The following is a 13,758-nucleotide window of genomic DNA, read 5'->3' as shown; positions in this document are numbered from 1 at the left end:
TCCGATCATTTTGGTTCATTTATGAAACTGATCTTCCGTCAGCCCCTCCTGCGCCAGCATTGTTTTCAGCGCGGAAATATCCGTTGAAATATCCAGAGCTTCGTTCTGGAATAAACTGTCCAGCAGGTTTTCAAACGCCCGATTAATGGTGTGCAGTGCGCGGCAGATTTCCAGCTTGGTGTTGGAGATATTTTCCCCCTGAACCGGCTGCTCGTTGAACTCGCGGTATGCTTTTACCAGCTTCAAAGTCGTAGGCAGGTAATATTGCATAAACCTGCGGATTTCCGGCAGCTTTTCCGGATGACTTTCCACATGGCTGAAAATCTTGGAGGATATCTCCCCCAGACGGTCCAACTCTTCAGAAATTTCAGGCTCTGGAATGGCCCGGTTCGCTTCCCTGATCTGCCAGATATAATCGCGCCCCTCGGCGATCGCGGCTTCCAGATCGCCGTCCTGCGCCGCAGACTCCTGTTTTTGCTCCTCACCCTGCAAACGGCGTTTGGCGCTTTCCTGCGCCTGTAAATACTGCTGGTAAGTCTCGTTTGTCACCATCAGGCAAGTCTGCTGCTCGTCGATATGCCCTTCGGGAAACATTCCCCTTTGGATCATCTTGCGCAGATCCTTTACGACAAAGTCCTTGGACTCCCCGACGGAAGCGGCCAGCTGTTGAATGGAACAATACGGATCGCTGCCCAACTGCGCCTGATACCGCATAAACCGCTGCGCGCGGCGGCGCCTGCTTTTACCGCAGGCGGTCAGTACAATACTCCCCAGGCACACCGGCGCCGTACAGGACGCAGCAATGGCATAGGAAACAGCCCCCATGGGAACGGCAAAAAACAATGCCGTAAAAACAAGTAGCGCAATGCTTGTGGGAATTGCACCCAACAAGCCAAATACCTGCATTAAAACGCCGGAAACATTTCCCGCCGGTTTGCGCATCACACGCATCACAGGCTGCGGCTCCATCGGAACCGGCGTATTTTTCACATAGGGCTTTCTTCTTTTGCTCTCCCGTACCGATCTCTTTACGGACCGGCCGACCTCTTTTCCAACAGAGCGGACAGAGCCTTTGAGCTCTTCAAACCCTTCGGAGTGCAGTGCGTCTTTTACGGTTTGATTGATCTGGTCCCCCAGGTCGGAAAGCTGTCTCTCTAAATCCTCAAAAGGTTGCTTATCTTTCATGACATTCCTCCGTGATGCTTTTCACAGCAATCGAATGTAAGTCCTATTATATCGCATTCCCGTGGAATGTACAAGCAATTCCCTTTTGGCGTTAGATGAAAAATGCCCCCGCCTTGCGCACCCGGCGCAGGACGAGGGCAAAAATATGGCTGTTATCGGTCGGATGGGCAAACCGTCAGCTGCTTTCCATCATAATCAACGGTCAGCACCGTGCGGGGTTTCAACTCGGCTTGAATGATCAATTTTGCAATCAGCGTCTCCACTCTGCTCTGAATATAGCGTTTCAACGGGCGGGCGCCGTAAACCGGGTCATAGCCCTGGTCCACAATATAATCCTTTGCCGCGGCGGTCAGCTCGACGCCAAGCTGCTTATCCTCCAACCTGCGGCGCAAGTCTGCAATCTGCAGGTCCACAATGTGGTAAATTTCCGACCGGGTCAGCGGTTTGTAGAACACAATTTCATCCAAACGGTTGAGGAATTCCGGTCGGAATTGTGTTTTCAATAAGTTGCTGACCTGTTCCTTGGCCGTCTCACTGATCTGTCCATCCTCCCCGATTCCTTCCAGAATATAACTGGAACCAAGGTTGGAAGTCAGGATAATGATGGTGTTTTTAAAGTCCACTGTGCGGCCCTGAGAATCCGTAATGCGTCCGTCGTCCAGCACCTGCAACAGGATATTAAACACATCGGGGTGCGCCTTTTCCACCTCGTCAAAAAGCACAACGGAATACGGCTTGCGGCGCACCGCCTCGGTCAGCTGTCCGCCTTCCTCATAGCCAACGTATCCCGGAGGCGCTCCGATCAGGCGGGATACAGAGAACTTCTCCATATACTCGGTCATATCGATGCGCACAATATTGTGTTCATCGTCAAACAGCGACTGTGCCAACGCCTTCGCCAGCTCCGTTTTGCCGACGCCCGTTGGACCCAGGAACAGGAACGAGCCGATCGGGCGGTTCGGGTCCTGAATGCCCGCACGGGAACGCAGGATCGCTTCGCTGACCTTCTGCACGGCCTCATCCTGTCCAATCACACGCTGGTGCAGGATATCGTCGAGATGCAGCAGCTTTTCGCGCTCGCTCTCCATCAGCTTTGCAACCGGAATACCGGTCCAGCGCGCAATGATCTTTGCAATTTCCTCGTCGGTTACCTTGTCGCGCAGAAGGCTTGCATCGGAAGACTGGCTTTCCTCCGCGATACGCTCTTCCTCAGCAAGCTGCTTCTGCAAGTCAGGAAGCTTACCATACTTGTACTCCGCGGCCTTATTCAGATCGTATTCGCGCTCCGCCTTCTCAATCTCTGCGTTGACCTGTTCAATCTCCTCACGCAGCTTTTGCACCTTGCTGATCGCCTGTTTTTCGTTTTCCCATTTGGCCTTCATTTCTTTAAACTGCTCTTGCAGATCTGCCAGTTCTTTTTGAATCTCTTTCAAATGCTCCTGCGTTAGCGGATCAGTATCCTTTTTCAAAGCCGCTTCTTCAATTTCATGCTGCATGATTTTACGCGATATCTCATCCAGCTCCGTCGGCATGGAATCGATCTCCGTGCGCACCATCGCGCAGGCTTCATCCACCAGATCAATCGCTTTGTCCGGCAGGAACCGGTCGGAAATATAGCGGTTGGAGAGAACCGCGGCGGCAATCAGCGCTTGATCCTGAATTTTGACACCGTGGAACACCTCGTAGCGCTCCTTCAAGCCGCGCAGGATGGAAACCGTGTCTTCCACCGTCGGCTCATCCACCATGACGGGCTGAAAACGGCGTTCCAGTGCCGGGTCCTTTTCAATATACTGGTGGTACTCATTTAGTGTTGTGGCGCCGATACAGTGCAGCTCACCGCGTGCCAGCATCGGTTTGAGCAGGTTGCCGGCATCCATGGAGCCTTCTGTCTTGCCTGCACCTACAATCGTGTGCAGCTCATCGATAAACAGAATGATACGGCCTTCGCTCTTTTTGACCTCGTTCAAGACCGCCTTCAATCGTTCTTCAAATTCACCACGGAACTTTGCGCCGGCAATCAGTGCGCCCATATCAAGGGAAAACAGCTTGCGGTCCTTCAGGTTATTCGGCACGTCGCCGCGCACAATACGCAGCGCCAAGCCTTCCGCAATCGCCGTTTTACCGACGCCGGGCTCGCCGATCAACACCGGATTATTCTTCGTTTTCCGGGAAAGAATGCGAATCACGTTGCGAATTTCCGAATCACGGCCGATCACGGGGTCCAGCTTGTGGTTTTTTGCCAGCTCTACCAGATCCTGCCCATACTTGGAAAGCGCATCATATGTCTCCTCCGGGCTGTCGCTTGTCACACGGGTATTTCCGCGTACAGAGGACAATACCGTCAGGAAGGCATCCTTTTTAATATGGAACCGTTGAAACACATCCTGCATCGCCTGATTGGGTCTGTTCAGAACGGCAAGTATGATATGCTCCACCGAAACATATTCGTCCTTCATGCGGTCGGCTTCTTTTTCCGCCGCAATCAGCACCGCATCCACATCGCCGGAAACATAGATTTTCCCCGCTTCACGGCCCGGCCCTGTGACGCCCGGAATCCGGGAAATTTTTTCTTCCACCGCCTGCTGCACCGATAAGCTGTCAATTCCCATCTTCTTCAGCAGCTGCGGGATCAGTCCGTTCTGCTGCTGCAACAGCGCGCAAACCAGGTGTTCCTCTTCAATCTGCATATTGTTGTTGGATATGGCAAGGTTTTGTGCCTCTTGGATCGCCTCCAGGGATTTTTGAGTAAACTTCTGAGCATTCATATTCTGCCCCTCCTATCTGTAAAACGTTCAACGCCCATGCGGGCCAAAGCTTCGTTTTTAGCACTCTTTCATTGAGACTGCTAAAATTATAAACAGTAATTATGAATACAATATGAACAATCGTAGTCTTTTATGTAAACCGATAAAAGTTTCACCCAAAGAGATTTCCGTTATACGCCGCTGCACCCCTGCCACGCTATTTCTTTTCTAAAATTCCTGTAACAAAAAGAACACACTTCCATAAAATGTTAAAGAGAAACAAGGTCTTATCGCACAACAAACACCTTATTTCAGATGTTAGGAGGATTTACCATGGATGAAAATAATTGCGGATGCACCCCGCAGGAACCAGGTGCAGATTTTAAAGAAGCCGTGTGTATCGACGCCATGCGGATTTACGACAGTTGCAGTGAATAAGATTGTTCATCCTATAGTAAATTCCATAATTGTGTAATCGTGACATATATTACCTGTGATAATTGTACACCATTTACATGATAGAACCTCCCAATATGATATCGTTACTCAGACTGATATCACATTGGGAGGTTCTTATTTTGTGGATTTTGCTGACTGGCCCCTCGGATTCGGCCAACCAGTATGCAGATAAAATAAAATCAGCATTTTTACGGTACTTTAACCTCGCTGTACATACAGCAAATTCCATCTTAAACGATTCCAAAAAGTCAGAGGAAGTTGCCGCAGCCGTATTTGAAAAAATGATGAGCTCACCTGATAAGTTTTTCGACCATTGTAAATCTGAAGATCATCTTAAAAACTTTATAGCTACAGTTGCCAGGAACTTAGCTAAAGATGTTTTAAAACACGAAAGAATAATTCCCATTGACTCTGATGGAGACAATTTCTTTGATATTTTGGAAAATGAATCAGAAGACGATATGGATTTTAAGATGCTCTTTCGAGACTTTCTGCTGTCACTGCCGCGTGAAACGAGGGACATTTTCACGCTAAAAATCGCCTACGGATATAAGCTCAGTGAAATTGCTCACCTGTTGAACAAAAATGCAAAGGCTATTCAGCGAAAATGGGAACGCGGCCTGAAAAAGATGTGTGTTTATTTTGACGACTGCGGTATAGACCTTAAAAGCCGCATGAAGGGAGGCAGATTATGAATAAAAAGTCCGATGCTATCCACGTGCTTGAAAAGTACCAGCACATGCTGCTCCTCGACAGCCTGGCCGCCATACCTCCCGGTGCTTGCGATGATTTTGAGCCATCCCCGGAAACGATGGCCAGAATTGATTACATAGCTGAACAATACATATTGCAAAGACCTGTCAAAACAGCAAGGAAGGTAGGCAAACGCATAGCGATTGCCATTATCGCCGCTCTGCTTGCTGCTTTAATCGCTGCTATGACAGTCACCGCTGTCCGTGAGGCGATCATCAAATATTATGACGGCCTGTATTTCAGCATCTCGGACGTACAAGAACCGATCTTTTCTGATATAGATAAAAACGAGATGTTCATACGATCTATGACCGTTGGGGACATTTACGTCCCGTACGAACTCCCTCATGGATATATGCCTACCCTGTATGGTCCATTAAATCGAGAGCCTGGGGAGGCGTTTGAGATAGAATACCGATCTCAGACAAAGCGCATGATTTTCAAACAGCGCAGCGGATCTGTTGATGAATCCACGCTCGAATCACCGATCATTGTCGACGGGCAAACATATTACTACGCCGATGATGTACCGGATCCGAAATACCCATGCGAACTGATGTGGCAGGCTGACGGTATCATATTCAGTATTGGAGGAGATCTGAGTGCTGAAACAATGATCGACATGGCGCAAAGTGTCGCACCGAGATAAAAAATATAACCGATAGGCTATAGCGGCCTATCGGTTATATTTTTTGTCTATGTATTCGATTGAAATATTACCTCTGCGTGCTCTACGTAGGTCAATTCGCACGATCATAGGGTAAAAATCATCGGCCACTACCCGAACCTCTGCGTGCTTTACGTAGGTCAATTCTCAGTTTTGCAGGTGTTCACGCTTGCGCTTATACCAAACCTCTGCGTGCTTTACGTAGGTCAATTCAATATGGACCTATCACAAGCTCTAAAACGGATACCCGAACCTCTGCGTGCTTTACGTAGGTCAATTCCCTGCCGTGCAACATATTCATTGTTCAGATAATGACCGAACCTCTGCGTGCTTTACGTAGGTCAATTCATCGAGATGGACCTACTAAGCAGGTACATAATCCCGAACCTCTGCGTGCTTTACGTAGGTCAATTCCCGTGGCCTGAATAATTGGGATAAAGCCAAAGACCCCGAACCTCTGCGTGCTTTACGTAGGTCAATTCTCTTCACGTCACCACTTCAACCTTCTAAATTTGGCCGAACCTCTGCGTGCTTTACGTAGGTCAATTCCAAAGAACAATAAATACATCCACATTATAGGGGACCGAACCTCTGCGTGCTTTACGTAGGTCAATTCGGCAAAAACACACAAAACTAACCAGCAAGAACTATGCAGTGTTTACGTACAACAGCTTCTCTGTGTCTCAACAGGACACAGCACTGACTGTTTTCCCCAAACAATTTACTGCCGCAGACACCTTTGCACCTGTTATCGACAGCGTGGGCCGGTTCAAAGCCCATATATTAGGTGCGAATCCTCCTACATTTTCATGTTCACTGGACATTCGCACCGTTGGTTATTTGATTGATTCCCATGCTGGAAAGAGTATGAATATTTGATTTTGCCAACATTTCTATATAGTTGTCATGCATTACTTTAAAATTAGTATAAGTACGTTCACACCTTTCGGAATCTGGTGACTTCAAATCTTCCGATGCATTCATAATAAGAAACGCTGAGTATAAATCTCTCTGGAGTACATCTCCATTCTCTAAACAATGAATTCTTTTACTTAAACTCTTTTTATTATATGTTTTGCTCAAATGATCATATTGACTGGCCTTAAATTCCCATTTATCAACTTTATTGTGGGCATGGCCTGTTATCGCTTTCAGCCTATTATCCAACATAGTAAGCAGCATGGAAGGCGCTTTATTTGCAAGAGATTTGCCAAATCGTTTTTTACGTTTAAATCGTCCTTTTGTATTTTTCTCAGTCTTTTTTGCACGTCTTTGCAATGCAGCAAAGTCCATATCCTCAACATATACTTCTGTTCCCAAACTTACAATCTCATTTACAAGTAAATAGTGTTGATATTTCCTGATTGCTGCTTGTTTACGCTGTAACTCTCGCAATTCATCTACTGCTTTTTTATAGTGTTGTGATGGATTCCATTCCAATTTGATTCCCCGCCTAATTTGTCCATCCTCTGCGAAGTTTTCCGGATTGCAGGATCTTCGACTTCTGTCTATTTTTCTCTGTAGCCGCCTCTTTTCAGCCTCAATGTTCCCCACCCGGTCCGCAAGCTCAATTAATGCGACCTTTTTATCGGAACAGATTGCCAGTGTTTGCGTGCCGATGTCTAAACCCACTCGTCCGTTTCCTTTCATATGAGAAAAAGACCCATCTGACTTTTTTCTTTTCACCGCAGCAGTTCCTTCTAAAACAAGCTGAATATAATATTTATTTTTTCCACGAATTCTTTGACGCAATACTCTGCAATATTTTACTCGCTTTTGCAGCATTTCTGATTCATAAATATTTTTACTATCCAATTTTACTTTTAATTGTAGTCCGTTAAATTGTACAACCCCATCGGCATATCTAATATTGGTTTCGTTATTCTTTCCTTCTAATGAATTCAATTCACCTTTTCGTTTAAAATGAACTTTTCTGCCCTTTCCTTCTAGCAACTCTTTAAAAGCTTCACACACCGATGCGGCTATCCTATGACCTACATGTGACTGAATACAGGTAAAGTGTCTTCGCATGGGATCGATTTCTGATTCAAAACTGGGTAATCCAGCTTTTGCTCTTAATACAAATCCCCATTCCTTCAGGAGTCCATCCCGCCTTTTCCATAACTCTTTATTATTTTTACTATTATCCTTTATTCCTTGCATGATTTCTTGATACTCAGGAGTGTGCTGAAGTTTACGGTAGCGCTTTAGCATCACTCCCACCAAAGCGTTATACATCTGCCGACCGGCTTCCAGACGCCGGTCGATTTTGTCTGCCTGCCATTTTTCAATAATTAGAGGAAGCGTCAGAACGCACGTTGAATCATCTGACTTTTTTGCCATAATTTGTCTCCTCCTCTCTTTATCGACAGTATACTACAACTGCTTAGTATTTTCAAATAGAAATTTTGTATTTTGGCTATTAATAACAAAAGCAGCGCAGCTATCCATTAAGGACGGCTGCGCTTTCGTCTTTCTATCCCCATTATAACTCGCTTAGGAGCTTCCCAGCGATCTTCTCACCCAGCAGCTTGCGGCCCAAGTCGTTGGGGTGCGTGCCGTCGATGGTCGGGAAGTAGTAGAGCCGATTAAACCAGTTGATCCCCGCTGTACGGTACAAGTCCAAAACCGGTACCTTATACGCCTTTGCCACGTCCAGCAGCCCATCCACAAAATCATAAAAATGGTGACTGCCGAACATCTTGCTGTCACTGTCAGTTTGCTCGTCCGGCCACCAACGATACATGGGCGTGATCAGCATGATCTTGAGATTTGGGTATGCATTCCACAAGGTCCTGAGCGCATACCTGCAGGCGCTCAGGTAGGCTCCAGTGAAACCATCCGGATCATCTGCATTGTCCAGTGCGACGCCGCCCTGGATATCATTGGTACCAAAAAAGATGGTCACATAGTCCACTTTACTCCAGTCGATGGCTTTGAGAGCAGCGACACGCTCCGCGGCATAACTGCCAACATGACCGACTGCGGCCTCCTGATACGCATAATCCCCGGACGCAATTGCCTCCGCAAGCTGATACATGCAAAACGCGTCATAATATCGATCCGGATGATATGACATCCGGCAGCCTTCCATGCCCAAGTTATGCACCGTCATACCGGTCAGCCGGGCAATAACGGATGGATAATCTGCGGGCGGTGCAAACATACCTGTGATACTATCGCCCATGCAGACCAGCGTTCTGCCCTGCAGGCGGCTGATCGGCAGACTGACGTTTCCCTCATCGTCCGGCTCCGTACCGTTTACGGTAAACACCTTGGACTTTGCCTCAGTGTAATAGACGGAGCAGGCTGGGTCCGCCGTATAATTCAAGCCGTCTGTGTATTCCAGGAAGACTTTCTCGCCCGTAAATGTGCCGGCGTCGCTGTATATCGCAGCATGTCCACTCTCCGCGTCCGCGTAGTTGATATACAAATCCTTGAAACGCACGCTGTATCCATTTACCAGCTGCGAGATTTCCTTTCCCGCGTAATATTCCAGGATCACATCCGGCGTTGTCGCGGTAAACTCCCAGGAATTCAATCTGGCGTGGTCAACTTCTGTGGTATTGATAATTGTTTCGCCCTTTGAGCCACCCACCGCACTGGCCAGAAGGAAACGGCCAAAATACATGCCTGTCGTGGTCGAATCCGGCGTAAGGCCTGTTGTATCGATGTACAGTTTATAGGCTTTGCCTACCTCCAGCCCGGTGAACTTCATGGACCAGAAGACCTGATACCACCCGCTGGGCTTATTATTTACAATGGTGACGGTAAACACATAAACACCATTTGAATGGTTTTCCGATAGCCAGTTCATCGTCCGGCCCGCGCTGTCCATATCCTTCACGGTATCGGAGTACAGCCGGTAACTGCACTCCGTGGAGGATACCATTTTCACCCCGCTGATGGACGGACCTGATACCCGACAGGGCGTCGTTCCAAAGAAGTTCCATTCGGCATTGCCACTGGCCGGAATCCCGGTGTCGCTCAGTTCCCCCGTTGTACTGTTCCATGTATACCAGTTGCCGTTCTCGCCGATCTGCGGCGAACAGAGCGCAGCCTTAGCGGCGCGGTCCGCGTCCGCCTCCACCGCTTCCTTGACGTCCAGAATCCGCAGCTCATATTCCGCAAATTCCGATGGTAACGGAGACGGAACCACATCCGGAGCGTTGATACTTGGACTGACGGACAACGTGAGCTGCGCGGACTTTTTCACACGACCGTCTTCATGCGTAGCCCGCAGCTGGATCGTGATGCTCCCGGCGGCAGCAATGTACTCACGTTTGATCAGAACTGACAGGACCATATTACCGGCTTCTTCTGTTTTCTCCACGGCCCATATGTTCTTCTTACCTGGCTGGGATACATCCAACACGATATCCCAGTCCATAAACTCCGTGCCAAGCTTTTGGATTTGCAGGGTGCAGACCTCGTTTTCTCCTACATATCCGAGTGAGGTGCTGCCTCCTTTTGAGGTAAACGTCCAGTCTTCGTTTAAAACAATCATGGTATCCCTCCATATAGAAAATCGCCCTGCCTCATGAGAAGCAGGGCTTTGTTTTTACTGGTCCTCTTTGTTATCGCTGTCTCCACCCGCAAGCTTGTCCCCCGCTGCGTCCACACTGCCCTTACAGGCCGCAATGATCCTGGCCAGGAATGCCGGGACGGGCGCGCCCAGCTTGCCGGCGTTTTCCACAATCGATCCCAGTTCGGTCAAAATGTACCACGCCAAGACCACAGGACACAGCAGCACCGTGTAGTCCCACGGCAGGATGACTGCCGGTATATTATTTACAACCAGGCCGATCATCCAGTCCGTCAGTACTGCGGCGACCACCGCGACGATTGCACCCGTCTTGTGCCAGATACCGTCGCGGGCAACCGCGCTGCTCCACTCCCCCGCCCGGCATGCGGCCGCGCTGCCTGTGATGTAATCCACCACCATGCAGGCGGCCCAGGCAATGACGAGCCACCCAAACCAGCCCAGCCAAGCGGACAAGGCGGCGCAGGCCGCTGTGATGGTTGCTTTGATTCCAATCACAATATGTTCGTTCATAATTATGTACCCTTTCTCATTCTACAATTTTAAACTCAAACCTGAGCGCGCCTGCTGAATCATCTTGATCCGGAAGGCGCGTGTAAATCCCCGTACTCTCTCCGGCCTTGCCGATCGCGACGATGTTCGCTCGCCAACCGCCGTCGTAGGGATAGGGTGGGCAGACCGTCACAACACCGGCGGTGCCGGGATAGATCACCGGCTTGTCCGCGCATTGCATGGCCACCGTGTAGCAGTCTCCGTGCCGCCGGACAACGTCCATGGTGGTATCTATTCCGATAGCCATCAAGCCCCGCACACGCTGCCGGAAGGCCTCATAGGCCTCCGGATGATCAACATAGTATTTGGGGCAGACCTTTTTTGTCACATCGTAATGCCTGATGATGTCGCGTAGCGGATCAAGCTTGTACCTCTGGCAGAGATCCGCGCAGAGGACAACCAGCGCCCGTTCCGCCGCCGTTGTAAATTTGCCATCGGCGGAAGGGTGGCAGCACTCGATGCTGATGCTGTACGGATTGGCCTGGTTGGTCGCGTAACTGATTTCCGTTTCGGGGATGCACTGGATGACCGCACCATAGAGACCAACTATGTAATGAGACGACGCGTAAATGAGTTGACCGGCTTTGTTGCGTTTTCCTACTTTGAGACTCTCAAAATAATCCCTATTGGCCTGCATTGCGGTCCCCGGATTCCCGACGTAATGCACGGCAATCTTGGTCACTTTGCCTAGCTTGGTCCCCGGGCGGCTATAGGGGTTGATCGTGAGCAGATCTTTTACAACGTTCATTCAGTTACCTCCGTCCACTGTGTCGGCGGCTCCCACACGTTGGCGTCCACGTCACTGGTCCAGTGCTTACCGTTGTGACTGACTTTGGCACCTTTGGCGTAGGCGTCCGTGCTGCCGGTCGGCTGCCTCCACTCCGGCCACTCAATCGCCGGATCGTCGATACGCACCCAGAGGGACGGGGCCGCATCCGGCGACCAGCTGGCCTGCGACGTGTGAGCAGTCAGGCAGCGATAAAGCAGCCCGCCGTACTGTACGCGGTCGCCGATGGTGTAGTCGTGGCTGTCGCTGATCCACGCGGGGAATAAGGTCGGATGCTGGATTGCCAGCGCGTCCGGTGCGAAGGCACTCATGGCCTCGATACCGGCGCGGACGCGGCGGGCCTCCACAAGCAATTGATCTTTGTCAACTTTATCCATTGTTCGTTCCTCCTGTAATAATTTTCAGGGCTTCTTCCTGCGCGGCTATCGTCTGCGCCATGGTCAATTCCTGCCTTTGCTGCCTTTCGTCCTCGGCCAGAATTGCATCAATGTGATTCTGCGCACTTTCCTCGATGGTCGTGCCCGGGTACGGAGCGCTTCGCATGCTCTGAACCACGCGGTCGACTCCATCCGAATCCACCAAAATGTAAACCTGGTCATCCTTATCGATGCCAAATGACTGCAACACTTTATCAGCCGGAAATCCGTTGACCGTTGATTCCTTGTCCCAAATGCGGTATGTATATCTCATTTTCTCTCTCCTTAATTCTTTACTTTCCTCCAGATTTTTCCGTTCCCAACATAGGTCGGATAGTCCTGATAGTCGCCGTTTTCGTAAAGCCATACCTCCCCAAATAGACCACGGAGATACAATTCCCCGTTTTCCGATTCATAGAAGATTGCATCATATATGGGATTGTCCTCTATTGCAACCGTGTTGTTTTCCAGAACATCCTTTGTAATGTCGAATGAAGTCACCTGCATGTCCGCCGAATCCCTATAGCTCTTATCTTGATCTTCTTTGTATCTGCCCGGGAAGATAAGAACCCTGTCATCATTTTGGCACATAAAGCATTCTGCCGCATAAGAATGACTGTCGCTATGAGGAATTTGGGTTAACAATTTTGTATTTATGTCAAACAGCAGAGTTCTCTTTGAAGACAGAGACATATCCGTAACGAAAATCTGTGATCCAACAGTTATTATGCTGGGAACATTGGAATACCCATTTGCAAAGCTATAGGTTGTTTCTTCTTTTGTTACTGTATCGTATTCTATCAAAGCGCTTTTTGTTGCAAAATAGAAATTACTATCATAGGTCGTAATCCCTCTTTGCGTTGTTGGAAGTGAAGAAATCCTATCTGTATAGGTGAACAATGGAATAAATCCATTCAGTGCTACCTTATATAACCAAGCATTATTTATAACGCCTCCGCAAGTCGTGCTATTCTGAAAACTATCATAATCAATTGCATATACCTCTTCTCTGACACTGCCTATGACGAAATAATCATGAGGAAAGCTATGAAGGGAATTCGTGGATGAATCAACAATACCCGCTTTGTCATATTTTCTTGCAACATAGGAACTGGAGGAGGGGTTCCCGTCCCTGAAAGACTGATAATACGAATAGATATAAAAATATCCGTTTACTTCAAACGCGTTTGTGCCGGCTTCCACGCCATACAAACTATTTGTTCCAGTATAACCACCACTCAGTATTGATGTTCTGGTAAATGACTGGCTGCTTTTTGAGAAGGTATTCAATTGAGAGCTTTCCGTCCATGTATAATTGTCATCTCTTCCGATCTTCACTTCCGCCCCCACGAAATAGATGGACGTATTTCCTACAAAGGGCCTCCACAAGAACCGGTCCTCAAACCAATAGGTATCCGTTATATTGTCGGAATTGAAAACAACTGAGCGATATTTCGTTTCTTTGTCGCCGAGAAAATTACCGAACTGAGCAAAATACTTTTTGACAATGTATTTTAGAGGTATCACGCTGTTTGGACACTGAATCCAGATGCCATCTTTTTTGGACGGCTCATCCGGCTGGCAGAAGATATTCATGTGGACTTCTTCGCCTCCGCTTCCACCGCCGCCCATGTGTATGATATTTGCCATAT

General features: G+C 48.6%; 11 protein-coding genes and 1 CRISPR repeat array. Of the genes, 2 read left to right on the top strand and 9 right to left on the bottom strand.

Going from position 1 to position 13,758, the window contains the following annotated elements:
• Window positions 1-15 precede the first annotated feature (15 nt).
• Both BN2106_RS05720 and clpB read right to left on the bottom strand, forming a co-directional pair.
• Window positions 16-1,185 carry a 5-bromo-4-chloroindolyl phosphate hydrolysis family protein gene (locus BN2106_RS05720; RefSeq protein ID WP_050697637.1) on the bottom strand — a complete coding sequence of 390 codons (1,170 nt, stop codon included), beginning with the start codon at window positions 1,183-1,185 and terminating at the stop codon, window positions 16-18.
• Window positions 1,186-1,337: 152 nt separating this feature from the next.
• Window positions 1,338-3,950 carry an ATP-dependent chaperone ClpB gene (gene clpB, locus BN2106_RS05715; protein WP_050697636.1) on the bottom strand — a complete coding sequence of 871 codons (2,613 nt, stop codon included), beginning with the start codon at window positions 3,948-3,950 and terminating at the stop codon, window positions 1,338-1,340.
• 557 nt (window positions 3,951-4,507) lie between these two features.
• Between clpB and BN2106_RS05710 the strand changes: the two genes are divergently transcribed.
• Window positions 4,508-5,083: a sigma-70 family RNA polymerase sigma factor gene (locus tag BN2106_RS05710; RefSeq protein ID WP_050697635.1), complete on the top strand. Its 576-nt coding sequence runs from the start codon at window positions 4,508-4,510 to the stop codon at window positions 5,081-5,083.
• On the top strand, window positions 5,080-5,790 hold the full coding sequence (locus BN2106_RS05705) for a DUF4367 domain-containing protein (RefSeq protein WP_050697634.1): 711 nt from the start codon (window positions 5,080-5,082) through the stop codon (window positions 5,788-5,790). Before BN2106_RS05710 ends, BN2106_RS05705 begins: the two co-directional genes overlap by 4 nt.
• Before the next feature lie 65 nt (window positions 5,791-5,855).
• A CRISPR array of direct repeats spans window positions 5,856-6,424; the repeat unit is 33 nt; unit sequence CCGAACCTCTGCGTGCTTTACGTAGGTCAATTC.
• Between the two features lie 197 nt (window positions 6,425-6,621).
• Here BN2106_RS05705 and BN2106_RS05700 read toward each other — a convergent pair.
• From BN2106_RS05700 to BN2106_RS05670, 7 genes are all read right to left on the bottom strand, one after another.
• Window positions 6,622-8,151: a hypothetical protein gene (locus tag BN2106_RS05700; RefSeq protein WP_050697633.1), complete on the bottom strand. Its 1,530-nt coding sequence runs from the start codon at window positions 8,149-8,151 to the stop codon at window positions 6,622-6,624.
• Window positions 8,152-8,293: 142 nt separating this feature from the next.
• Window positions 8,294-10,315, bottom strand: coding sequence for an SGNH/GDSL hydrolase family protein (locus tag BN2106_RS05695; protein ID WP_050697632.1), 2,022 nt, complete (start codon window positions 10,313-10,315; stop codon window positions 8,294-8,296).
• Window positions 10,316-10,369: 54 nt separating this feature from the next.
• Window positions 10,370-10,864 carry a phage holin family protein gene (locus BN2106_RS05690; RefSeq protein ID WP_050697631.1) on the bottom strand — a complete coding sequence of 165 codons (495 nt, stop codon included), beginning with the start codon at window positions 10,862-10,864 and terminating at the stop codon, window positions 10,370-10,372.
• Between the two features lie 16 nt (window positions 10,865-10,880).
• Window positions 10,881-11,651: a peptidoglycan recognition protein family protein gene (locus tag BN2106_RS05685; protein WP_050697630.1), complete on the bottom strand. Its 771-nt coding sequence runs from the start codon at window positions 11,649-11,651 to the stop codon at window positions 10,881-10,883.
• Window positions 11,648-12,067, bottom strand: a complete 420-nt coding sequence (locus tag BN2106_RS05680) for a carbohydrate-binding protein (protein WP_050697629.1) — start codon at window positions 12,065-12,067, stop codon at window positions 11,648-11,650. The genes BN2106_RS05685 and BN2106_RS05680 overlap by 4 nt, the downstream gene beginning before the upstream one ends.
• Entirely contained in the window at window positions 12,060-12,380 is a 321-nt protein-coding gene (locus tag BN2106_RS05675) for a hypothetical protein (RefSeq protein WP_050697628.1), read from the bottom strand. Before BN2106_RS05675 ends, BN2106_RS05680 begins: the two co-directional genes overlap by 8 nt.
• An 11-nt stretch (window positions 12,381-12,391) precedes the next feature.
• The gene (locus tag BN2106_RS05670; RefSeq protein ID WP_050697627.1) at window positions 12,392-13,756 is read right to left on the bottom strand and encodes a hypothetical protein; all 1,365 of its coding nucleotides are present in this window, start codon (window positions 13,754-13,756) and stop codon (window positions 12,392-12,394) included.
• Between the last annotated feature and the right edge of the window lie 2 nt (window positions 13,757-13,758).

Origin of the sequence: Anaeromassilibacillus senegalensis (assembly GCF_001261775.1) — a bacterium.
In the GTDB taxonomy this organism is placed as follows: Bacteria; Bacillota; Clostridia; order Oscillospirales; family Acutalibacteraceae; genus Anaeromassilibacillus; species Anaeromassilibacillus senegalensis.
Note: the sequence above shows the minus strand (reverse complement) of the source record. Positions and strands in the feature narration are given on the sequence as shown.

Excerpts from the sequence above, each read along its gene's own strand:
- BN2106_RS05680 (WP_050697629.1), bottom strand. The coding sequence starts at position 12,067 with ATGGATAAAGTTGACAAAGATCAATTGCTTGTGGAGGCCCGCCGCGTC.
- BN2106_RS05675 (WP_050697628.1), bottom strand. The coding sequence starts at position 12,380 with ATGAGATATACATACCGCATTTGGGACAAGGAATCAACGGTCAACGGA.
- BN2106_RS05670 (WP_050697627.1), bottom strand. The coding sequence starts at position 13,756 with ATGGCAAATATCATACACATGGGCGGCGGTGGAAGCGGAGGCGAAGAA.
- BN2106_RS05720 (WP_050697637.1), bottom strand. The coding sequence starts at position 1,185 with ATGAAAGATAAGCAACCTTTTGAGGATTTAGAGAGACAGCTTTCCGAC.
- BN2106_RS05700 (WP_050697633.1), bottom strand. The coding sequence starts at position 8,151 with ATGGCAAAAAAGTCAGATGATTCAACGTGCGTTCTGACGCTTCCTCTA.
- BN2106_RS05690 (WP_050697631.1), bottom strand. The coding sequence starts at position 10,864 with ATGAACGAACATATTGTGATTGGAATCAAAGCAACCATCACAGCGGCC.
- clpB (WP_050697636.1), bottom strand. The coding sequence starts at position 3,950 with ATGAATGCTCAGAAGTTTACTCAAAAATCCCTGGAGGCGATCCAAGAG.
- BN2106_RS05705 (WP_050697634.1), top strand. The coding sequence starts at position 5,080 with ATGAATAAAAAGTCCGATGCTATCCACGTGCTTGAAAAGTACCAGCAC.
- BN2106_RS05685 (WP_050697630.1), bottom strand. The coding sequence starts at position 11,651 with ATGAACGTTGTAAAAGATCTGCTCACGATCAACCCCTATAGCCGCCCG.
- BN2106_RS05695 (WP_050697632.1), bottom strand. The coding sequence starts at position 10,315 with ATGATTGTTTTAAACGAAGACTGGACGTTTACCTCAAAAGGAGGCAGC.